Raw genomic sequence first — 21,663 nt, 5'->3', positions numbered from 1 at the left:
GAAAACAACGAATCGGGGTTCGTTGTCGTGGCCGGTCATAACGACAACAGCACCCGGGGTTTTCATGAATCGTCAGCGTTACAAGCTGGTTTTCAACCGGCATCGTGGCCAGTTGATGGCCGTTGCAGAAATCGCCTCCAGCATCCAGCATCACGGCCGCACATCGGCCAACGGTGCGGCGATGCCGGACCTGTTACCGTCCGCTTTGCGCTTTTCGCTGCTGGCGGTAGCGCTGGCCCTGGCCATGAACACGGTGGCTCATGCGCAGATCCTGGGCGACCGCAACGCCCCGCGCAACCAGCAGCCGACCGTGCTGGCCACGCCCAATGGCGTGCCGGTGGTCAACATCCAGACCCCGGGTGCAGCGGGGGTGTCGCTCAACAGCTACCGGCAATTCGATGTCGGCCCCAATGGCGCCATCCTCAACAATGCGCAGGGCACCACGGCCACCCAGCTGGGCGGCTATGTGGCGGGCAATCCATGGCTGGCCACGGGCGCAGCGCGCGTGATCGTGAACCAGGTCAACTCGGCCAACCCCAGCTATCTGCGCGGCTACCTGGAAGTGGCGGGGGCGCGGGCGCAGGTGGTGGTGGCCAATCCGGCGGGCATCACCTGTTCCGGCTGCGGCTTCATCAATGCCAATCGCGCCACGCTCACCACGGGCGTACCCCAGATCGTCAACGGCAATCTGGACAGCTATCGCGTGTCCAGCGGTGCGGTGCGCATCGAGGGCAACGGCATGGATGCCAGCCGCACCGATTACGCCGAGATCATCGCGCGCGCCGTGCAGGTCAATGCCGGCATCTGGGCCCCCGAACTCAAGGTCAGCGCGGGCCTCAACACCGTCAGCGCGGATCACGCCAGCGTGGTTCCCGGTGTGGCCGCCACCGACGCCGCACCGGCGGTGGCCATCGACGTGGCGCAGCTGGGCGGCATGTATGCCGGCCACATCTATCTGACCTCCACCGAGCATGGTGTGGGCGTGCGCAACGCGGGCAACATCGGCGCGTCGGTAGGCCAGGCGGTGGTGACCGCCGATGGCCGGCTGGAGAACAGCGGCAGTCTCACTGCTACCGGCCTGCTGGCGGTGCAGACCACAGGCGGCATCAGCAATGCGGGCGAACTGGGCAGCAAGAGCGCGGCCAGCCTCAACACCACCGCGCTGGACAACAGCGGCAGCATCGCCAGTGCCGGTGCGCTGACGGTGCAGGCCAGCGGCGCGCTGCAGAACACCGGCAGCGTCGGCGGCGAGGGCAATGTGCAGATCGCCGCCGCCAGCATCGACAACCGCAACAGCATCGGCAGCAGCACCACCCTGGCCGTGCAGTCCGCCGGTTCCCTCAGCAACAGCGGCACGCTGCAGGCCAATGCCGATGCCAGCGTCAACGCTGCCAGCGTGGACAACAGCGGCACCGTGCGTGCGGCGCAGGGTGCGCTGAACGTCAGCAGCAGCGCCCGCACCGGCAACAGCGGACGCATGGAAGCCGCGCAGGCCGTGAACCTGCAGGTCGGCAGCCTCGCCAACAGCGGCGGCGTCAATGCCGGTGAGCGCTTGCGCATCGAGGCGGCACAGAGCATCAGCAACGACGGCACCCTGGCCGCCAATGGGCCCGTGGCCGTGCAAGCCGCCAGCCTGGCCAACCGGGGAACGCTGGCCTCCAGTGCCGATGCGGTCAACGTGACGACCAGCGGGACCCTGGCCAACCAGGGCCAGGTGAATGCCGCACAAGCACTCACGCTGACAGCGGCAGGCATCGACAACCACAGCGGCAAGCTCAGCGCCAACGACATCCGCATCGACAGCCAGAACCAGTCCCTCGACAATCGCCAGGGCAACATCGCCGCGCAGCGTGACGTCCGCATTGCCAGCGGCACGCTCGACAACGGCAGCGGCAACATCGTCGCGCAGGGCAAGCTCGACATCCGCAGCGGCGACCTCGGCAATGACGGCGGCCTGCTGCAAGCGGGCGATGCATTGAGCCTGGATGCTGGCAGCAACACCGTGCGCAACGCCAATTCCGGCAGCGCGCGCGGCATCGTGGCGCAAGGTCCGCTGAGCGTGACGGCAGGGGCGCTGGTCAATCGGGGCAATGTCTCTTCCAACGGCGACATCAACCTCAAGACCACCGGCCTGGACAACGATGCCGGCGTGATCGGTGCCAATGGCAAGCTGACGGTGGAGGGCAGTGCCGTGAGCAATCGCGGCGGCTCACTGCAGGCCAGACAGGGCGTGGATCTGCAGGTGGGCAGCGGCAACGTGGACAACAGCGCGGGCCTGATGCGCTCGGATGGCACCGTCAACGTGCAGGCCGGGACCGTCCGCAACGACAGCACCCAGGGCCAGAACCAGGGCATCGAAGGCGCCACCGTCAGCGTCAGCGCGGCCGACATCAGCAACCGCCAGGGCGCGATGCGCGGTGACGCCATCACGCTCACCGCCGGCACCCGCATCGACAACAACGCCGGCCTGATCTCCGCCACCAACAGCGCCAGCCTCACGGATGCCAACCCGGCCAGCCGTGCGCTGGTCATCGACAACAGCAACGGCACCGTCATCGCCGGACAGCAGACCAGCGTTTTGGCCTATTCCTTCACCGGGAGCGGCAGGTTCCTGAGCCAGAAGGACCTGCGCATCGACCTGGTGGCGTCGATTCTTCATACCGGCCAGATAGGGGCGAGCGGTGACATCGACCTGCGTACCGCAGGCACCTTTAGCAATGCCGGTGCGGTCGGTGCGGGCGGCACGCTCATGCTCACTGCCGCCACCATCGACAACCAGGCCAGCGGCTCGCTGGTGGGCAATACCCTGAAGCTCAAGGCCACCGACGTTCACACCTTCATCAACCGTGGCCTGATCGATGGCGTCAATACCGTCATCGAGAGCAGCACCGTCAACAACCTCGGCACCGGCCGCATCTATGGCGACAACATCGCCATCGGTGCAGACGTGTTGAACAACCAGGCCGAGACCGTCAACGGCGTGACCAGCGCACCGGTCATTGCGGCCCGCAACCGCCTCGACATCGGCGCGGGCGTGGTCAACAACAGCGAGCACGGGCTGATCTATTCGGTCGGCGACATGGCCATCGGCGGCGCGCTGGATGCGAACAAGAAGGCCACCGGCAGCGCCCGCGAGATCAACAACAGCAGTGCCACCATCAATGCCGATGGCAACCTGAGCGTTGCGGCGGGAACCATCAACAACACCAATGCGCATCTGGAGACGACGGACCAGACGGGACCGGGCAATCGCATTGTCAGCTTCCGGGTCAACGGCTCGTCGCAGTTGCTGGACTCCAAGTCGGCATGGCTCTACAACCGGGGCTCCGGCGAGATCCTGGATGCGTCCAACTGGCGCGCCATGGGCGATGAAGACAACTATCGCCTGTTGCTGCCCTCGGCTGCCTATCCAGCCGAGCGCTATGGTCCGCCGTTTGATTATTCGCGCGGCGCGCGGGGTGACAGTGCGGTGGCCATCGCCTATACGCCGGCCTACAGCCAGGGTGCGATGGGGGATGCTGATGCGGTCTACTATCCGGCCATCATCAACTACAAACCGGGTGATCGCATCTGGTCGGTGATGGGAGTGACGCCGCCCGCTGAAGATCCGGGCCCCGGACCTGGTTCGGAGCCGCGTCCTGGCGAAGCCTGCTACGAATCCTGCGTCTCGGTGCCGGTCCCGGCAGGAGTCTACGACGCGTGGAAAGCCGCCTATGACGTCTGGAAGCCCAAGTACGACGCCTACATCGCCGCGTTGCTGGCGCTCAATGACAAGATCACCGCCTTCAACAACAACGTCAACAGCCGCTCCTACCGCGAATGGACCATCTACGACGGTACCGAACAGATCACGCGCACGGTCGTCACCAAGAGCGATCCGGGCATGATCACGTCCGGCGGCAACATGAGCCTGGCCGCTGGTACCGTCAACAACTACGCCAGCCAGTTCATCGCGGGCGGCACGCTGGCCGGTGACAGTGTCAACGGCACCAACCTCAACAACACCGGCCCGCTGGGCCGCCAGCGCGTGGTCTCGACGGGCTCGGCCAGCTACACCTACGTCAAGAGCCACACCTTCAGTGCAGATGATCGGCGCTACGACGATGCACCGTATCAGTCGCAGGACATCGTCACCAACTTCCAGCTGGACATCACGCCGACCAGCGGCGCCGGACCGAACCGTCAGAGTTCGGTGCGCGCGGTGGCCTCGTCGGTATCGGGAGCCTCGGGCGCGAGTGCAGGCGCGGCCAGCATTCGCATCGCCAACCTCGACCTGACCCTGCCCAACAATGCGCTCTTCCGCATCAACGCGGGCCCGGCGCAACGCTTCCTGGTGCAGACCGATCCGCAGTTCGTGGGCACGCGCAGCTGGCTGTCGTCGGATTTCATGTTGAATCAACTTGGTTTGACGGCCAGCGTGCGGCAGTTGGGGGATGGGTTCTATGAACAGCAACTGATCCAGCGCCAGGTGCAGCAGATCACCGGCCAACGGTATCTGGCCGGATACAGCAGCAATGAAGCGCAATACCAGGCCTTGATGAACGCGGGCGTGCAGGTGGCGCAATCACAGCGCTATACGCTGGGCGTGGCGCTGACCGATGCGCAGATTGCGGAACTGAAGACGGACATCGTCTGGCTGGTCAAGCAGACCGTGACGCTGGCTGATGGCAGCACGCAGGAAGTGCTGGTGCCGCAGGTGTACATCCATGCCTCCAATGTGCAGGTGACCGGACAAGGCACGCTGATCGCGGGCAATGACGTGGCCTTCCAGGCTGCGCAGGATATCGTCAACAGTGGCGGCACGATTGCGGGGCGCCAGAGTGTTTCGCTGGCGGGCAACAATGTGCAGAACCTGGGCGGGCGCATCAGCGGCAGTGACGTGACGGTGGCGGCGGCGCAGGACATCAACAACCTGGGCGGCGCCATCGACGGCAGCAACAGCGTCACGCTGGCTGCCGGACGCGACATCAACGTCAACAGCACCAGCGTCAGCACCGCCAATGCGGTGACCAGCGGCACCAACATCAACCAGGTTGCCAGTGTCAGCGGCAAGGACATCACCCTGGTCGCAGGCCGTGACGTCACGGCCAATGCAGCCGTGGTCGCCGCAACGGGCGACGTGAATCTGGCCGCAGGCCGCAACGTCAGCTTGGGGACGGTCAACGAGAACTTCCGGCAGCAGATCAGCTGGGCCAATGACAGCGGTGCCTCCAACTGGGTCGGCACGTTGACCGGCCCGAATCTGGTGGACCAGTCCAACGGTGCGCACGGCATCAGCGAAAGCGGCGTGAACCGCGCCACGCTCACCGGCAGCAAAGATGTGACCACGCAAGTCAGCGGCAACAACATCAGCATCCGCGCCGGTCAGGACGTGGTGACCAAGGGCACGCAGATCGTGGCTGAGGGCGCGCTCAGTGCAACGGCCGGGCGTGATGTGCGCATCGAGACGGCCAACGAATCCGGCAGTGCAAGAGATGAACACCAGCACAGCTCTGGCGGCCTGCTCACGGCCACGTCGGTCAAGACGGATGATTCCAGCAGCTACAGCCGGAACGTGGGCAGCACTTTCTCGGGCAACACCGTGGCGGTGCGTGCGGGCAATGATGTGAATATCACCGGCAGCGATGTGGTGTCCACGCAGGGCACGGCGCTGGCGGCGGGCAATAACGTGAACATCGTGGCCGCAACGGACAGCAGCACGCAGCGCAACTTCCGGCAGGAGACCAAGAGCGGCGTGATGGGGGCGGGCTTTGGGGTGACGGTGGGTAGCCGGGTGCAGAGCCAGGATGTGGATGGGCAGAGCAAGACGGCGGCTGCTTCGACGGTGGGCAGCGTAGAGGGCAACGTCAGTATCGTCGCGGGCAATCGCTATACGCAGGTGGGTAGCGATGTGGTGGCGCCGAAGGGGGATATTGATATCGCCGCGAAGTCGGTGGAGATTCGGGCGGCGGAGCAGGCTAGCCGCACGGTCACCGAAGACAAGTACAAGCAAAGCGGTGTCACCTTGTCGGTCACCAGCCCGGTGATTTCAGCGATGCAGTCGGTCGATCAGATGTCTGATGCGGCGAGCAAGACCAAGAGCGGCCGCGCCAAGGCACTGGCTGCAGCGACGGCGGGCATGTCGGTCTACAGCGCTGTGGGAGATATGCAGAAAGCGTCGGCAGAAGGCAGTGGCAACATCGGCATCAGCGTGATGCTGGGCAGCAGCCAGAACAGCAGCCGTACCGAACAGAACACGGTGACACAACGCGGCTCGACGGTGGCCTCCGGCGGCAACATGAGCATCCGCGCCACCGGCGGTGGCACTGACAGCAATATCACCATTGCGGGCAGCGACATCAATGCCAAGGGAAATCTGGCGCTGAAGGCGGACAATGACATCAACCTGATTGCGTCGCAGAACACGGATGAACAGCATGGCGATCGTTCGTCGTCGTCCTGGGGAGTAGGTTTTACGGCGCAGTTTGGTTCGCAGACCAAGTTCGGCTTTACCGCCAATGCGGCGGGTAGCCGGGGCAATAGCGATGGCAAGGATGTCTCCAACGTCATGACGCAGGTGCGTGCGGGTGGGCAGGTCAATATCGATTCCGGACGGGATACGAATCTGATTGGCGCGACTGTTTCTGGCGACAAGGTCGTGGCCGATGTGGGACGCGACCTGAATATCGCCAGCGTGCAGGACACCAGTACCTTCAAGAGCCGGGATCAAAGCATTGGCGGCAGTGCGACCATCGGCTATGGATCGGGTGCCAGCGTCAATGCCAGCCGCAGTCGTGTGGATGCGGACTACGCGAGCGTGGGCCAGCAGGCGGGGATCATGGCGGGTGATGGTGGATTCCAGATCAACGTCAAGGGCAATACGGACCTCAAGGGTGCGCAGATTGCCAGCACCGACAAGGCGGTGGAAGAGGGCAAGAACAGCCTGACAACCGGAACCCTCACCAGCAGCGATATCCAGAACCGGAGTCAATATTCGGCAGAGAGCCAGAGTGTTAGTGCGGGCACATCCGGAGGAAAACCGGGTGGTGGTGCCGGGATCGGCAATGCATCTGGTAGCGAGACTAGCGTGACACGCAGTGGTGTGTCAGGTGGTGCTGTGAAGATTGCGGACGCACAGGCGCAGCAGGCGAAGACCGGACAAAGCCCGGATCAGGTCGTGGCTTCGCTGGATGCGTCGGTCCGTACCGGTAAGGACAGCAGCAATAGCCTGGCGAAGAACTGGAATGGCAATGAGCTGCGTGAGGATGTGGAGGCGCAGGCGAAGATTACGCAGGCGTTTGGGCAGCAGGCTTCCAAGCTGATCGGGGACTATGCGGAAGAGCAGACAAAGAAGGCGGCTGCTTTGCGCACGCAGGCGGACGCTGCAACTGATCCAGCCGTCGCCAAGGAGCTCAATGATCAGGCCGCTGCAATCGAACGTAACTGGGGGCCTGACGGGACTGCACGCGTGTTGGCTCATACGGTTGTGGGTGGCTTGACGGGTGGACTTGCTGGTGCTGCCGGTGCGGCGGCAGGGACGTTGACAGCGCCCACTGTTGCAGAGGCTCTGAAGACAGCGGGAGTAGATGCTGACTTGGCCAAGGTCTTGACAGGGTTGTCGAGTACCTTGGTGGGGACTGCTGTTGGTGGGACGGCGGGTGGTGCTGCGGCTTATAACGAGGTTATAAATAATTTCCTCAAGCATGCTGACGCTGCCGCTTTTAAGAAGGAAATTGAGGCTTGTAGCAAAAAGAAAGATGGTTGCAGCGACGGAGACGTCACCGCAATTTTTAAAAAGTACAAGGAGATATCTGACCAGAATATCGCCGCAGTGCAAAGTTGCATCATTGCAGGGGATGTGGCGTGCGTCCAAAAAAATCTGGACGAAGTGGCTAGTGTCAACGAAGTAAAGGTACTGCCGTTCGGCTATACAAAACTTGAAGATACGCTGATCGGACGGCAAGTGAATGTGATCAGTTATGGTTCCGTGATGGGCAATGCGTCTCTTATGGGGACTGATGTTGAACAAGCCAAGGAGGTTGCGATCTTCAGGAATAATAACTGTGGAGGACTGAGTGCGGCCGCTTGTGATGGACTAGTGACGCAGGCGATAAACTACCGTCTTCTGCGGATGGCGACGTTGTCTGCTGTTGCGGCCGCTACTCCGGCCTTGGTAGGCGAGGCAAGGAAGCTAGTCGTTCCGAAGGAGAAGTCGCCGACCGTAGTACCTGATCGTGATCGATATACTGCTGATCAGGATTTGCCGAATGTATATCCCAAGCAGGAAGTAACAACAAAAGATTTAGTTGTGTCCTTCTCCACAAAACAACTAGACAGAAAATTTAAACATGCTGCAGACTTTGGATTGTCAACAACCAAGAAAAATCCTGAAACGCTAAACCAATATCAGAGTGCCCTTGAATCACATTTGAATGATCCCACCACTTACCAACATGGGACATATCAGTATGTGCCAGATTCCATTGTTCACTTTAATCCAACAACCAACAATGTCGTTGTGTTGAGTAAAACCGGAGAATTTGTCACTGGATGGAAATTGTCTCCAAGTACACCACAATTCGAGAATTATTTAAAAAACGGAATATTACGATGAGCGAAAAACTCTTGGCATCGGCAAAGACGTATTTAAACAATGAGTCTAATTCTGAGCGCTTTGTGAGTGATTTTATTGAGCAGTGGAAGAGGGAACGTGATAGTGGTGAGTCTCGATTAGATAGCCCTAAAGTGAGTGAAGTACTTTCTAGTATTTTTTGTTTGACTGATTTATTTAATCCGGATGACGATCGGGAAAGTTATGAATTGGATGAAGATAAATTAAGAAATGAAATCAGAAAACTAATGGAGCAGGCTGATTTTCTTTAATTTATCGATCCTAAAGTCGGAACAGCGGCTCTCTGACATTGATGCCGCATAAGGTACGCCAGATCCCGGCCAGCGGTATCTGGCCGGATAAAGCAGCAATGAAGCGCAATCCAGGCCTTGATGAACGCGGGCGTGCAGGTGGCGCAATCGCAGCGCTATACGCTGGGCGTGGCGCTGACCGATGCGCAGATTGCGGAACTGAAGACGGACATCGTCTGGCTGGTCAAGCAGACCGTGACGCTGGCCGATGGCAGCACGCAGGAAGTGCTGGTGCCGCAGGTGTACATCCATGCCTCCAATGTGCAGGTGACCGGGCAGGGCACGCTGATCGCGGGCAATGATGTGGCCTTCCAGGCGGCGCAGGATATCGTCAACAGCGGCGGCACGATTGAGGGGCGGCAGAGCGTTTCGCTGGCGGGCAACAATGTGCAGAACCTGGGCGGGCGCATCAGCGGCAGTGACGTGACGGTGGGGGCGGCGCAGGACATCAACAACCTGGGCGGCGCCATCGACGGCAGCAACAGCGTCACGCTGGCTGCCGGACGCGACATCAACGTCAACAGCACCAGCGTGAGCACCGCCAATGCGGTAACCAGCGGCACCAACATCAACCAGGTTGCCAGTGTCAGCGGCAAGGACATCACCTTGGCCGCAGGCCGTGACGTCACGGCCAATGCAGCCGTAGTCGCCGGAACGGGCGACGTGAATCTGGCCGCAGGCCGCAACGTCAGCCTGGGAACGGTCAACGAGAACTTCCGGCAGCAGATCAGCTGGGCCAATGACAGCGGCGCTTCCAACTGGGTCGGCACGTTGACAGGCCCGAATCTGGTGGACCAGTCCAACGGTGCGCACGGTATCAGCGAGAGCGGCGTGAACCGCGCCACGCTGACCGGCAGCAAGGATGTGAGCACGCAAGTCAGCGGCAACAACATCAGCATCCGCGCCGGTCAGGACTTGGTGACCAAAGGCACGCAGATCGTGGCCGAGGGCGCGCTCAGTGCAACGGCCGGGCGTGATGTGCGCATCGAGACGGCCAACGAATCCGGCAGTGCAAGAGATGAGCACCAGCACAGCTCGGGTGGCCTGACCTGAGACGAATTTTGTAGCCACCGGCTAAGTGAGTTCTTTATGCTAACGCCAAGGAGAACTCAATGAAGAAGCGAGTTACGGACGAACAGATCATCAGCATCTTGCGAGAAGCAGAGAGCAAGGAGATTGCGACGGTAGATCTGTGCAAGCGCCACAACATTACTGAGCAGACCTTTTACCGCTGGAGAAACAAGTTTGGCGGTATGGATGTCTCGGATGCCCGGCGGCTCAGAGAGCTTGAATCCGAGAATGACAAGCTCAAACGCATGGTGGCGGAGCAGCTGCTGGTGATTGATGGCTTGAAGGAGTTAAGCCGAAAAAAATGATGACCTCCGCGGGCCGGCGCGAAGCGCTGGAAGTCCTTACTCGTCGGGGGCTGTCGCAACGCAAGGCATGTCGCTATCTGGAGCTGAGCCGGCGGGTAGCAGGTTATCAGTTGCTACAACCTGAAAAGGATCGAAGCCTGACGCAGCAGCTGATCGCGGCATCGCAAGAGGTCCCTCGATTCGGCTATCGACGTATGTCTGCCTGGCTGGCCTTGGGCGAGTCCCGAGTGCGACGGCTCTGGAACGCGCTCAAACTGGGCATTCCACGAAAGCGGCCTCGCAGGCGTCGATGCGGCAACGACATTCGGCTACCTGGAGCAACCAAGCCTAATTCAGTCTGGAGCTACGACTTTGTTCATGACCAGATGGTGGATGGACGCTCATTGAAGATGCTGTGCGTGATCGATGAATACACCCGGGAATGCCTGGCCATCGAAGTTGCTGCCAGTTTGCGCTCCCAGGATGTCATCCTGACGCTCTCCCGATTGATGCGGTTACATGGAAAGCCGGCCTACGTTCGGTCGGACAACGGCGCCGAGTTCACAGCGGCCAAGGTCATGCGCTGGCTGCGGGATGCCTCCGTTGGTCCCGCCTTCATTGCGCCAGGCAGTCCATGGCAGAACGGATTCGTGGAAAGCTTCAATGGCAAGCTGCGTGACGAACTGCTTAACCGGGAGTGGTTCCGCAGTCGGGCAGAGGCAAAAGTGCTGATTGAAAGATGGCGTCAGTTCTACAACGAGCGCAGGCCGCATAGCGCACATCAGTACCAACCTCCAGCTACGGTCCGTCGAGCCTGGCTGGAATCGAATATGATCGACAACCGACTCACTGCCTGACTGGCTACAAATTACCGACGCAGGTCAGGCCTGCTCACGGCCACGTCGGTCAAGACGGATGATTCCAGCAGCTACAGCCGAAACGTGGGCAGCACTTTCTCGGGCAACACCGTGGCGGTACGTGCGGGCAATGATGTGAACATCACCGGCAGCGATGTGGTATCCACACAGGGCACGGCGCTGGCAGCGGGCAATAACGTGAACATCGTGGCCGCAACGGACAGCAGCACACAGCGCAACTTCCGGCAGGAGACCAAGAGCGGCTTGATGGGGGCGGGCTTTTGGGTTGGGCCAACTGACCCTACTGCTGTTGCTAAAAATGCTACGAACATGCCGAATATTTCGATCGGAAGTCAGGCCAAAGTCGTAGCAAATAACCCATATATCCCGAAAACAGCGGGAGGCACCTTTTCAATGATGGATTATCTGCCTGAAGCAGCCCGTATCACCCAGCGTGGAGGCGAAATAGTTGTCAATGGAAATATCGCGAATAAATATTTTTCGAATATGCCGACTCAGGCAGAACTGGATGCAATGGGCTTAACCATCAAATACAAAGAACCGATTCTGCCAGAATATAGGGAATGAAATTTTTCACGACTGAGGGACGGCCAATCCAGATAAAAACGATGCGAACAATTGTTTTCGTGAAGAAGGGAGTCTAGAAATGAAAGTGATCGAAAACTGCTGGGATGCCATTGGCGCTGCTGAGTGTGAATATGGAGCCCACCTTTTTGATGGTTCGGTAGCAAAGATCTATGTTAGTCATGGATTGGATGTTGGTTTGGAGATGAGCCAATTATTTATGCGAAAAAATGATGAGGGATATGCGGGGCATTGTTTGCTTGTATTTAATGGAATTAAGAGTTTTGATTTTGTTGTAAATCAATATGAAATGCAGGGAGGGGACCCAATGTGGCACGACCCAATTACTACTCGTTACAGTGGGGATATCCAAGATGGCGTAAGCACATACCATCTTGCTGGGGGACTATATGGATTTGAAGCTTACGTTTCTATTGAAATAGAAGCGAGAAGTTTTGAGCTTCATATTTTGGAAAAAGATGATCCCGTGCATAAGTTCTGTTGATATCGTTTCAAATACGGTGGCCACCGCCAATGCGGTCACCAGCGGCGCCAACATCAACCAGGTTGCTAGTGCCAACGGCATTTATGGAAGCAAAGGTAATGACCCAGCGAAACCTGCTCACCTCAAGCAGCTAAAGCAAACGCCTCAGCTGGTGTCTTCATGCCCAGCGCCTGATGCGGCCGGCGGTGGTTATAGAAGCCAATCCAGTCACCAATGATGAGACTGGCGTGCTGCAATGTTTCGAAGCGATGTCGATGAGCGCACTGCTCCTTCAGGGTTCTGATGACGCGTTCGACCATGCCATTCTGCTGCGGGCAATGCGGCGTGATGAACTCCTGCTGCAGCCCGTAACTACGGACCAACGCTGTGTAACTACGGCTGGTGAACACTAGCCCATTGTCGGACCTCGGCAAGAACGGCGCCGTCACGCGCCCCACAAGATGTTCGGACCAGTAGCTACTGAAATCGGTGAAAGTGTCAAAGCGTCTGATTGGGCAAGTTCTCTAAAGAGCGGAGACGGAAAATGAAACTGGCAAAGATTATTTTCAATAACGGAAATTTTTCCCTCCTACTAAGGAGCATTTTTATATTGTTAGGAGGAGGGATGGTGTTCACCGGTTTGAGATATAGCGATTCTATAATTTTGATATCGATAGGCTTAGTTTTTTTGGCATTAGGAGGTTACTCAAGTCGAGCTAAGACATTAGGTTTAAAGCCATTCGATAGCTCGTACAAAAGAGCGAAGCAGAGCTACTTGGGCGACAAGGATCAATCTCCAGATCTATAAGGTATAGGCAGAGTTGTCTGGTTGGTCAAGCAGACCGTGACGCTGGCCGATGGCAGCACGCAGGAAGTGCTGGTGCCGCAGGTCTATATCCATGCCTCCAATGTGCAGGTGACCGGACAAGGCACGCTGATTGTGGGCAATGACGTGGCCTTTCAGGCGGCGCAGGATATCGTCAACAGTGGCGGCACGATTGCGGGGCGCCAGAGCGTTTCTCTGGCGGGCAACAATGTGCAAAACCTGGGCGGGCGCATCAGCGGCAGTGACGTGACGGTGGCGGCTGCGCAGGACATCAACAACCTGGGCGGCGCCATCGACGGCAGCAACAGCGTCACGCTGGCTGCCGGACGCGACATCAACGTCAACAGCACCAGCGTCAGCACCGCCAATGCGGTGACCAGCGGCACCAACATCAGCCTGGTTGCCAGTGTCAGCGGCAAGGACATCACCCTGGCCGCAGGCCGCAACGTCAGCCTGGGGACGGTCAACGAGAACTTCCGGCAGCAGACCAGTTGGGCCAATGACAGCAGTCGTACTGATAATTTAATGCCGGCCTACAAGGCCGTAATGGAGGCGTTAGATAACGGGACCTTAGTGAAGGGCGTTATTGGCGTGGACAGGAATACTGGTAACGTAATGATGATCAGGGTGAAATAACGACATGAAGCAAGATGCTCAATTGAAGCGACTGGAACATATCGAAAGCCATCTGCGTATTGGTGAAGACCTGCAACGTTTGATCTTCAACATTGAGAACGATCTGGGCGATCCGATAGCCTGTATGCTCGGATTGTCCAGCCAGGCGTTGGCTACGGCGATTCTTGCGTGGTTTAAAGAACGGGACTTAAGTCTGACAAAGAAGTATCTCTCGATTGCTGCCGAAATAGACAAAAAGCGATATTCAAGAGAGGTGAATAAGCTTGGGGCCGGCGGCAAAGTGCTTGCGCTACTCAAGCCTCTGATATCGGACAACAAACTGCTCATTGATTGGTTTGCTGGATTTGATGAGGCTTATGATCTCAAGAGAATCGAAAATACAAAAACTCGTGATTTCTGGGCATATCAAAGTATCGTTGCCTTGCGCGGAGATTGGGCGAGGTTAAAAGAGCGGTCAGAGCGAGTTTTAGAAAATCCACCAGCATCCTCAGAAAAAAAGTATTTGGTCGATCATCACTTTCATCTGGCGCTGTCGAAGGGCGATAAAAGACGAATGGAGGAAGCACTTAAGGTCATTCTATCGCCCAAGGTAGTTAATGGACGCACTATTGATGAGAGCGGATTTACCGAGGATTTGATTTTCACTCCGGCTGTAATTTACGCAAAAATTGCTTGGATGCACGGCTATGAAATCAGCGTTGATTCTCATCTGGTGCCGCGGGAATGGCTTTCTATCGCTCCGCTCGATACATATGAAAAAGGATATGATCTCCTGAGCAAGGATTAAATACATCCTTTGTTAAATGCTGTTGTTGGCTGCTTGTGGTTACACGATAGCGTCAATTCAATGTTCTTTCGTATCAACGAGGGCCCGGCGCAGCGCTTCCTGGTGCAGACCGATCCGCAGTTCGTGGGCACGCGCAGCTGGCCAACGGTATCTGGGCGGATACAGCAGCAATGAAGCGCAATACCAGGCCTTGATGAACGCGGGCGTGCGGGTGGCGCAATCGCAGCGCTATACGCTGGGCGTGGCGCTGACCGATGCGCAGATTGCGGAACTGAAGACGGACATTGTCTGGCTGGTCAAGCAGACCGTGACGCTGGCCGATGGCAGCACGCAGGAAGTGCTGGTGCCGCAGGTGTACATCCATGCCGCCAATGTGCAGGTGACCGGGCAGGGCACGCTGATCGCGGGCAATGATGTGGCCTTCCAGGCGGTTCAGGAATCATGGATTGGCTACCTGAAGCAGCAAACTCATTGAAGCCTGGTGGTACGCTTACAATAAACTCGACCCCTATGAACAAATTTGGTAAGTTGCCAAGTGCGGATGTACTTGAATCACTCGGATTAAAGGTGATCCAGCCCGCAGGGCCGTTATTGCCCGAGTTTCAAGGGAAGGTATTCCGTTATACCGACGGCGGCGCTATTCCACCTGGGAAAGTTAAGTCGACCGTCTTGCAGAAAACTGGAGAGAATTGATGCGACGCGTTGTCGGGCATTTTGAAGATCTTCACTTCACTGAAAGTAATCTCGGCGCTCCTGTATTTGAGGGACGAACAATGAAGAGTTATGCGACAGGACTGATTCCAATAAAGGGCTATCCAATAGATACCGAAGTCTCTCGTTTGCTGTCTGGTAACATGATTTTTAAGTATGTTACAAAGTCAATCCGAAGTGTGACGGAATACATTGGTGATCCTAAGCATCCACAAGGCTTCCAAGAGGAGCGCATAGTAATTGATATTGACGAAAGACCTGATTTGCAGCGCGGAACGACGTTCATTTTCGAAGGAATTTTGCAAAATCCTTTAGCTTGGGTTGAATGGGAGGTTGTTGCTACTGAGTTTGAGTTTCACATAGATTGAGTCAGGCTAGTACGACAGCGACGCACAACCAGATTTCGCCAGTTCAGACATAAGTGAAGTCGGACGTCCACGTCTTATTCGGCTCAGTTGCTGCAAATTGCCCAAATCTGAATCACTTTGCCGCGTGGACTGACGTATGCACAGCCAGCGGCGTGCTCGACAACAGCATTGGCAACCTCGCCGCGTCGGGCAAGCTCTTCCTCCGCAACGGCGATCTCGGCAGACCTGCCTAATCGATCGCAACGAACGCGGATTGGCCAGCTAGATTAGGCCCCGCCTAGATTGCTCCTTTCATGCCAACGAAGACGGGAATGACCTTTGTCTAGACGGCTAGAGTAATAGCGATACGAAGATGCGCGATTAGAGGGAAGGAAATATTTTTGACAGTATCAGTGACAGTATTTGGAAATTTTTGAAACGATAAATCGCCAGCCGATGGTGATTTGCGAAGAGGATTAGGCTTCCCCCCTCCGCCACAATGAAAAACCCGCTGATACGTCAGCGGGTTTTTTATGCCCGGAATTCTCGACGCCCCTGGAAAGAGCGTCGATATTAGTATTGATGTCAAATATGACGTGTCTTCAATAAGGCTGAATGAATTTACGGTACGGGCAAAGATTGATGCAAAGTCTGTGCCATTTAGATTTCAACAATAAGGTATTGCAATGAAATTTGAGAGCTTAGAGGAAGCGTACAGGGCACTTGCCATATATTTGCAGGCCTTTGTCGGATCACGAGCTTGGGATATGGCCAGGTGCAAGATGGCTATATTTCAAAATATGGCGAGAGGTGATCAGTGCTTTGAATACAAAGGGGAAGTTCATGAAAGTGGTGGCTTCGAAGCTGATGACGACGCAATTTGGAATGGATTGGATGCATCAATTTATATTCGTGATGTAATGCTTGAAAATACTGGTCATCGTATCTGGGGGCTTACTTTTACGTTGTTCTCGGATGGAAAATTTGACATCGAATTCGACTATTCGAAACCGTCCGACTATGAGGAAAGTGATGAGACTATCAGTGGTGAAGAGATTAATCAGTCACTGCAAGAATTGAGACCCGACAGCGATAAAAACTGATAATGCAAGGCTGAAAGCGCGTCTTAAAAATCTTTGATCTAAGGCGGCGCAGAAGGCATTGCCACGGCGGGCGCGGCCAGCATCGGCATAGCCAACCTCGACCTGACGCTGCCCAACAATGCGCTCTTCCGCATCAACGCGGGTCCAGCGCAGCGCTTCCTGGTGCAGACCGATCCGCAGTTCGTGGGCACGCGCAGCTGGCCAACGGTATCTGGCCGGCTACAGCAGCAATGAGGCGCAATACCAGGCCTTGATGAACGCGGGCGTGCAGGTGTCGCAATCGCAGCGCTACACGCTGGGCGTGGCGCTGACCGATGCGCAGATTGCGGAACTGAAGACGGACATCGTCTGGCTGGTCAAGCAGACCGTGACGCTGGCCGATGGCAGCACGCAGGAAGTGCTGGTGCCGCAGGTGTACATCCATGCCTCCAATGTGCAGGTGACCGGGCAGGGCACGCTGATCGCGGGCAATGATGTGGCCTTCCAGGCGGCGCAGGATATCGTCAACAGTGTCGGCACGATTGCGGGGCGGCAGAGTGTTTCGCTGGCGGGCAACAATGCCCACTGACTAATACAATAAGATCACGGCAAGGGCTAAGGATGCCACGCGGCCGGGGTACAACGGCATTTCGATGCTTCGTGAATACGGAACACGGATCGGCCTCATAAATGGCTCAACCACGGGAGGAATGACAATTGATGTTCAGCCCGCTCCGGGACGCGGGAAGACATACAAAGAAACTAAGGAAGTTAATATGTCCGAAAGAGAATATTGGATAAGGGTCATAAGTGATTTCTACCTAATCGGAGAAGAAGATTTATTCTTTTTGAATGATTTAATAGGGTTGGTTTCGTACGACGAGAACGATAATTTCCTCGATAAATCTTCTGAAAGGCGAATTGATCATGCTATTTTTTTGGCTAATTACTTACTAAGTACATGTGATTTTGAGGCAGGTGTGACTGTTTCTTCTGGCGCAAAAGGAGTTGATTACGTTAAATTCGATGGAGATATAAACATATATTTCGACCTCATTCGAAAGGATGTTCGCGCGAATGGTTTGGATGATTTTGAAACTGGAGTTCGATATTGGATTTCCAAGATAAAGGGGAGAAGAATGAATTCTATTCCCCCGGTTTCAATACGTGATTTATTTGAAAATTAGCGCTTCTTCAGATCACCATTTTCCATAGAAAATTGATTTATATTCGATATTTTCAATAAGTTTTTAGGTGGTAATTTTGAGGAATGTTAAATTTTAAAATTCTCTTTGTAAGTAATTCCAATTTCTCGACCTGTACTCGAAGATGTAAAGAATTGAGCGGTATGAATTCGAGATATAAACGGTAAATCCTACTAGTCGAATGAAAATTCTATTTTTGTAATCCCTGGTTTTGCGCAAAAAAATAGCTCAACTATTTTGAATGAGGATCAGGCCGGCCGACGACCGCCGCTACGACGATGCGCCGTATCAGTCGCAGGACATCGTCACCAACCTGCAGATGGACATTACGCCGACCAGTGGCGCAGGACCTAGTCGACAGATTTCGCTACGCGTAGTTGGACTGGCAGAATCCCGCGTAAACATGGATGCACCAGTGTAGTAGTGCCAACGTCTGCAATCCCAAACACTCTGTTCGTTTATTTTGGAAATCCAGTTCCATGATTAAGGATCTTGTGCACGGTAATTTCGCATCCGCTGGCGGCCGCCCAGGACATCAACAACATCGGCGGAACCATTGATGCGCGCAATACGCTGGTGGCGAGTGCGGGTCGTGACATCAACAGCGCTTCAACCAGTGAGAGTGAGGTAAGGATGGTTTTATTAGAGGATGCATACTCCCAGATTGCTAACGGAATTCTTTGGTTTGTACAAGAAGACGAATGGTCATGCGCAAAAGCCAGTGTTTCTATATGGCATAGCTCTACACAAGTGAGTTACACGAGAATAGCAGGAGAGAAAAAAATAACTGATGATCGATTTCCACCATTGAATATCGCATTGGACTCAAGTGATGCGTTTCTTTTTTTGCGTGATAGGTTGGTTGAAATGACTGGGCAGCGGATATGGGGAATGGAATTCACACTGTTTACGGATGGCACGTTCGAGATTGAATACGACTACGCCGTGCCTATCGGCTATGAGGAAACTGATGAATCAATTAGTGGGATAGAGATTAATCAGTCACTGCAAGAAATGAGGGCCGACAGCGATAAAAAATGATATTGGAAAGCTGTAAGCAAATCTAAAGATTTTTGAGTTAAGACGGTACGGAAAGTAGATAGGCAAGGGGGCGCGCTGGCATCCACATTGCCAATCTCGACCTGACGCTTTCCAACAATGCGCTCTTCCGCATCATTGCGGGTCCGGCGCAGCGCTTCCTGGTGCAGACCGATCCGCAGTTCGTCGGCACGCGCAGCTTAGGGTCTGCGATGGACCTTCCGGGGGGGCATTGTGCGTTTGATCGCTATTTTGATATTTGGCGTTATGGAATTCGTATTCTGATTTTCAAAGATGGGAGCGTAAATATTGAACTGCCTGATCGGTGAATATTTGACGGTGATGTTCTATCCAAGATGTAAGCAAGGTGAAATTGCGAAGGCAACGATTCGTAAAACAGGTAGCTTAATTTTCGTTTGCCAGGAATGTGAGGCTGCCTGGTTTTTCGCTAGTGAAATCAGTGAGGCAGAGTTCACTGACTTTGGAAATCACATGGAAGGAATTGGTTTGGAACCGCGATGGACCGAGTTGGATGTGACAACGATATAAGCAAGAAAAGGCTGCTGGTTAAGGTGAACCGGTTGGGCTGGGCCATTGCAGTTCTTTGATTTGAAGATGAAATCGGGGTTGGAAAAAATTGAACTCTCTGTCAAATGCCATCATTTCGTGGAACGCACCGATTGTTCCTTCTTGTTCTTTAGCAGGGATCCCGATCGGCCTGCATGTGGAAGAATTTAGGAAATCGCTTTGCTTCTATTTAGTGGATCGCGAAGAAAATCTATATCAATTTGATTCCGCGCCTCTACTTCAGCTGAAGCACTCAGCTAAATTAAATGATGACGAAACTTTTCTATTCAATGTTCATGATAGAGGCATGACAAATTGGAGCCTGTATTTCGATACTCCTCATCATGCTGGAGCTAATCCAAGAGCGTTGGCAATAATTATCCGAGAAAATAGGATCCATGCAATTAAGGTCTGGCACTTCGAAAGGTTAAAAAAAGATCAGAAGCCGAAGCATATTTATCGAGGAAAGCTAATTGAAAATATTGGTTTAGGTGACCTTGTGAAGGATCTATTGCCTTACACGAGGTTGCAATACGATGAAGCGGAAGAATGTTTCTACACGGATGAAAAGTACGGTGGGCTGGAAGTCGCCGGATACGGTGATCTGGAGGACCATCCAGATCAAGAGATAATGGAGCTAACCGTTATTTCCAAGTCCGCATATATGGAGGATATCGGAGCCAATTTAAATAGCATTCAATCCTCTGGTATTTAGGTGGGGTGAATGCTCAAACGAATACCAAAGAAATGACGTGACATCACGAATTTGTTCGTCGAATGATCTTTCCCAATGCATTGTGAGCGGCGCTTTTGTGTCAGCAGATCAAGTGGTCTTTCTTTTGGAAACACAATTGGTGAAGCTACCTCAAGAGCTACACCTGGAGCGACGAGTACCGCCGGTCAGGTTCAGCAGGAGTGAGTTGAAATGCAAAGTAAATTGATCGAGGCCGTAGGTGCTCTGATAAACGCATCAGCAGGTGAGCGGATTAGATTGCCGGCACCTGATGACGAATTGATTGATAGCTATGAGTCGCAAATGGAAATTACCTTTGGTGACGAATATCGTTATTTTTTAAAGAACGCGAGTACCATTTATTTTGGAAATATTGAGCCGTTAGTTCTTTCCCGAGATATCAATAGCAGGGGAGACTTGCTGCAAGCGATTAAGGTTGCGAGGCGATTGGGCGTTCCTTTCAAATGGCTGCCCGTATGCGAGGATAACGGTGATTATTACTGTTTGGATCAAACGGGCAACATCAGATTCTGGAGCGGAGATGGAGTGAGTTCGGAGAGCTGGCCAACGCTTGCGGATTGGATAATCGATGTGTGGATTGGTGGAAACTGAACTTGGTATAGAGACGATGTATTTTCAGTCGACTCATCGGTCTTGTACAAAATTGAGGAGGGGAGAGACTAAGGTCAATCCTCAATAAAAATGTGCTATGGATATATTCGAAAACGTAAACACTAAAATTGGTCCGACATGGATCGTTAAGGAATTTTTTAATTCACTCCAATCTCAAGAAAGGTTCTTGTGGGCGTTACGCCTGATAGTTGATAGAAGAGGGTGCGCAGTCAACTACGATTATTGCTTCTTCTCAGATTTAAATGATCCAGATCCCGAGTACCATTTTTCAGGTGTAAAAATTGGTATAGGCGACGACGAAATACAGCTAACAGATGAGGAGTTCGCTGAATTTCTCGGGCGAGCCTGCGAAAGATATATGCAACTGCATCCGGAAGAGAAAGACGAAGTGACTTCTATTCTTCGAGGTTGAGCGGGAAGCAAATTGCAACCCAGCCGCGCTTGCATCTTACGGGGTGCCTGAAACAGCGCTAAGCAGGACGTCGCGCTGGCCGACGGCGGCATGGAGGAGGTGCTGGTGCCTGTGCAGACCGCCCCAAGTTCTACCGCAGCAATTCAAAAATGGACTGAATAAGTACCTTAGAGCTAGTAAATGAAAAGCAATTTGGCAATGACCAAGCTGTTGGATGATGTAACCGTAACATCACTCAAGCCAGCACTGCGTTCAATTGTGGATCGCGGATTTGATGTCAGAGAGGGGTGCTATTTTTTAGCGGCGCTTCTGCCGACAGCCACGAATGTCACGAAGTCCAGTTTTCAGGATTGCACGGGCTACGAGTGTTTTGTGAACTCGCTCCATATTGAAGACTATGACGACAACAACCTTCTTTCTCAGGCCATGTTGAATTGCACTGAAAACTGACCCACTTATCCAGGAAATTTGCACCCTAAGTTGACCCATGTTTAGACCACAATC

20 protein-coding genes are annotated in these 21,663 nt (G+C 54.7%); 19 read left to right on the top strand and 1 reads right to left on the bottom strand.

The window, feature by feature from the left end:
- Positions 1 to 64 precede the first annotated feature (64 nt).
- The 6 genes from MKD49_RS15785 to MKD49_RS15760 all read left to right on the top strand — a co-directional run bounded on the left by MKD49_RS15785 (position 65) and on the right by MKD49_RS15760 (position 12,203).
- Positions 65 to 8,593: a hemagglutinin repeat-containing protein gene (locus MKD49_RS15785; RefSeq protein WP_252696784.1), complete on the top strand. Its 8,529-nt coding sequence runs from the start codon at positions 65 to 67 to the stop codon at positions 8,591 to 8,593.
- Positions 8,590 to 8,862 carry a colicin immunity domain-containing protein gene (locus MKD49_RS15780; RefSeq protein ID WP_252696783.1) on the top strand — a complete coding sequence of 91 codons (273 nt, stop codon included), beginning with the start codon at positions 8,590 to 8,592 and terminating at the stop codon, positions 8,860 to 8,862. The genes MKD49_RS15785 and MKD49_RS15780 overlap by 4 nt, the downstream gene beginning before the upstream one ends.
- 120 nt (positions 8,863 to 8,982) lie before the next feature.
- The gene (locus MKD49_RS15775) at positions 8,983 to 9,954 is read left to right on the top strand and encodes a hemagglutinin repeat-containing protein (RefSeq protein ID WP_252696782.1); all 972 of its coding nucleotides are present in this window, start codon (positions 8,983 to 8,985) and stop codon (positions 9,952 to 9,954) included.
- 59 nt (positions 9,955 to 10,013) lie between these two features.
- A protein-coding gene (locus MKD49_RS15770; protein ID WP_252696781.1) for an IS3 family transposase occupies positions 10,014 to 11,113 on the top strand; the annotation gives its coding sequence in 2 pieces (ribosomal slippage) (positions 10,014 to 10,266 and positions 10,266 to 11,113; 1,101 coding nt in all).
- Positions 11,114 to 11,701, top strand: a complete 588-nt coding sequence (locus MKD49_RS15765; protein ID WP_371925487.1) for a hemagglutinin repeat-containing protein — start codon at positions 11,114 to 11,116, stop codon at positions 11,699 to 11,701.
- A gap of 79 nt (positions 11,702 to 11,780) precedes the next feature.
- On the top strand, positions 11,781 to 12,203 hold the full coding sequence (locus tag MKD49_RS15760) for a hypothetical protein (RefSeq protein WP_252696779.1): 423 nt from the start codon (positions 11,781 to 11,783) through the stop codon (positions 12,201 to 12,203).
- Positions 12,204 to 12,325: 122 nt separating this feature from the next.
- Here MKD49_RS15760 and MKD49_RS15755 read toward each other — a convergent pair whose 3' ends face one another.
- Complete coding sequence (locus MKD49_RS15755) at positions 12,326 to 12,592, bottom strand: transposase (RefSeq protein ID WP_371925477.1); 267 nt, start codon at positions 12,590 to 12,592, stop codon at positions 12,326 to 12,328.
- 419 nt (positions 12,593 to 13,011) lie between these two features.
- On the opposite strand from MKD49_RS15755, the gene MKD49_RS15750 reads away from it, so the two are divergent.
- The 13 genes from MKD49_RS15750 to MKD49_RS15690 all read left to right on the top strand — a co-directional run bounded on the left by MKD49_RS15750 (position 13,012) and on the right by MKD49_RS15690 (position 21,609).
- Positions 13,012 to 13,644 carry a hemagglutinin repeat-containing protein gene (locus tag MKD49_RS15750; RefSeq protein ID WP_252696777.1) on the top strand — a complete coding sequence of 211 codons (633 nt, stop codon included), beginning with the start codon at positions 13,012 to 13,014 and terminating at the stop codon, positions 13,642 to 13,644.
- A gap of 4 nt (positions 13,645 to 13,648) precedes the next feature.
- A complete protein-coding gene (locus MKD49_RS15745; protein WP_252696776.1) occupies positions 13,649 to 14,431 on the top strand; it encodes an Imm49 family immunity protein in 783 nt (260 codons plus the stop codon).
- A gap of 193 nt (positions 14,432 to 14,624) precedes the next feature.
- Entirely contained in the window at positions 14,625 to 14,906 is a 282-nt protein-coding gene (locus tag MKD49_RS15740; RefSeq protein ID WP_252696775.1) for a hypothetical protein, read from the top strand.
- A 217-nt stretch (positions 14,907 to 15,123) separates the two neighbouring features.
- Positions 15,124 to 15,510 carry a hypothetical protein gene (locus tag MKD49_RS15735; RefSeq protein WP_252696774.1) on the top strand — a complete coding sequence of 129 codons (387 nt, stop codon included), beginning with the start codon at positions 15,124 to 15,126 and terminating at the stop codon, positions 15,508 to 15,510.
- A 665-nt stretch (positions 15,511 to 16,175) separates the two neighbouring features.
- Positions 16,176 to 16,592 carry a hypothetical protein gene (locus MKD49_RS15730; protein WP_252696773.1) on the top strand — a complete coding sequence of 139 codons (417 nt, stop codon included), beginning with the start codon at positions 16,176 to 16,178 and terminating at the stop codon, positions 16,590 to 16,592.
- A gap of 253 nt (positions 16,593 to 16,845) precedes the next feature.
- A complete protein-coding gene (locus MKD49_RS15725) occupies positions 16,846 to 17,160 on the top strand; it encodes a hypothetical protein (protein WP_252696772.1) in 315 nt (104 codons plus the stop codon).
- 64 nt (positions 17,161 to 17,224) lie between these two features.
- On the top strand, positions 17,225 to 17,758 hold the full coding sequence (locus MKD49_RS15720; RefSeq protein WP_252696771.1) for a hypothetical protein: 534 nt from the start codon (positions 17,225 to 17,227) through the stop codon (positions 17,756 to 17,758).
- Positions 17,759 to 18,268: 510 nt separating this feature from the next.
- Positions 18,269 to 18,817, top strand: a complete 549-nt coding sequence (locus MKD49_RS15715; protein WP_252696770.1) for a hypothetical protein — start codon at positions 18,269 to 18,271, stop codon at positions 18,815 to 18,817.
- Positions 18,818 to 19,123: 306 nt separating this feature from the next.
- Positions 19,124 to 19,363: a hypothetical protein gene (locus MKD49_RS15710; protein WP_252696769.1), complete on the top strand. Its 240-nt coding sequence runs from the start codon at positions 19,124 to 19,126 to the stop codon at positions 19,361 to 19,363.
- An 88-nt stretch (positions 19,364 to 19,451) separates the two neighbouring features.
- Positions 19,452 to 20,096 (top strand): hypothetical protein, encoded by a 645-nt coding sequence (locus tag MKD49_RS15705; protein WP_252696768.1) that lies wholly within the window; start codon positions 19,452 to 19,454, stop codon positions 20,094 to 20,096.
- A gap of 210 nt (positions 20,097 to 20,306) precedes the next feature.
- Positions 20,307 to 20,726, top strand: a complete 420-nt coding sequence (locus MKD49_RS15700) for an SMI1/KNR4 family protein (protein WP_121038970.1) — start codon at positions 20,307 to 20,309, stop codon at positions 20,724 to 20,726.
- Positions 20,727 to 20,823: 97 nt separating this feature from the next.
- Positions 20,824 to 21,159, top strand: a complete 336-nt coding sequence (cdiI, locus tag MKD49_RS15695; RefSeq protein WP_252696767.1) for a ribonuclease toxin immunity protein CdiI — start codon at positions 20,824 to 20,826, stop codon at positions 21,157 to 21,159.
- A 198-nt stretch (positions 21,160 to 21,357) separates the two neighbouring features.
- Positions 21,358 to 21,609 carry a hypothetical protein gene (locus tag MKD49_RS15690; protein WP_252696766.1) on the top strand — a complete coding sequence of 84 codons (252 nt, stop codon included), beginning with the start codon at positions 21,358 to 21,360 and terminating at the stop codon, positions 21,607 to 21,609.
- The last annotated feature ends 54 nt before the right edge of the window (positions 21,610 to 21,663 follow it).

This window comes from Herbaspirillum sp. WGmk3, assembly GCF_023952535.1.
Taxonomy (GTDB): Bacteria; Pseudomonadota; Gammaproteobacteria; order Burkholderiales; family Burkholderiaceae_D; genus Herbaspirillum; species Herbaspirillum huttiense.
Note: the sequence above shows the minus strand (reverse complement) of the source record. Positions and strands in the feature narration are given on the sequence as shown.

Bases quoted from the DNA above. Each gene is read 5' to 3' on its own strand.
- MKD49_RS15785 (WP_252696784.1), top strand. From the start codon at position 65: ATGAATCGTCAGCGTTACAAGCTGGTTTTCAACCGGCATCGTGGCCAG.
- MKD49_RS15780 (WP_252696783.1), top strand. From the start codon at position 8,590: ATGAGCGAAAAACTCTTGGCATCGGCAAAGACGTATTTAAACAATGAG.
- MKD49_RS15775 (WP_252696782.1), top strand. From the start codon at position 8,983: ATGAACGCGGGCGTGCAGGTGGCGCAATCGCAGCGCTATACGCTGGGC.
- MKD49_RS15760 (WP_252696779.1), top strand. From the start codon at position 11,781: ATGAAAGTGATCGAAAACTGCTGGGATGCCATTGGCGCTGCTGAGTGT.
- MKD49_RS15745 (WP_252696776.1), top strand. From the start codon at position 13,649: ATGAAGCAAGATGCTCAATTGAAGCGACTGGAACATATCGAAAGCCAT.
- MKD49_RS15740 (WP_252696775.1), top strand. From the start codon at position 14,625: ATGAACGCGGGCGTGCGGGTGGCGCAATCGCAGCGCTATACGCTGGGC.
- MKD49_RS15735 (WP_252696774.1), top strand. From the start codon at position 15,124: ATGCGACGCGTTGTCGGGCATTTTGAAGATCTTCACTTCACTGAAAGT.
- MKD49_RS15730 (WP_252696773.1), top strand. From the start codon at position 16,176: ATGAAATTTGAGAGCTTAGAGGAAGCGTACAGGGCACTTGCCATATAT.
- MKD49_RS15725 (WP_252696772.1), top strand. From the start codon at position 16,846: ATGAACGCGGGCGTGCAGGTGTCGCAATCGCAGCGCTACACGCTGGGC.
- MKD49_RS15720 (WP_252696771.1), top strand. From the start codon at position 17,225: ATGCTTCGTGAATACGGAACACGGATCGGCCTCATAAATGGCTCAACC.
- MKD49_RS15700 (WP_121038970.1), top strand. From the start codon at position 20,307: ATGCAAAGTAAATTGATCGAGGCCGTAGGTGCTCTGATAAACGCATCA.
- cdiI (WP_252696767.1), top strand. From the start codon at position 20,824: ATGGATATATTCGAAAACGTAAACACTAAAATTGGTCCGACATGGATC.
- MKD49_RS15690 (WP_252696766.1), top strand. From the start codon at position 21,358: ATGACCAAGCTGTTGGATGATGTAACCGTAACATCACTCAAGCCAGCA.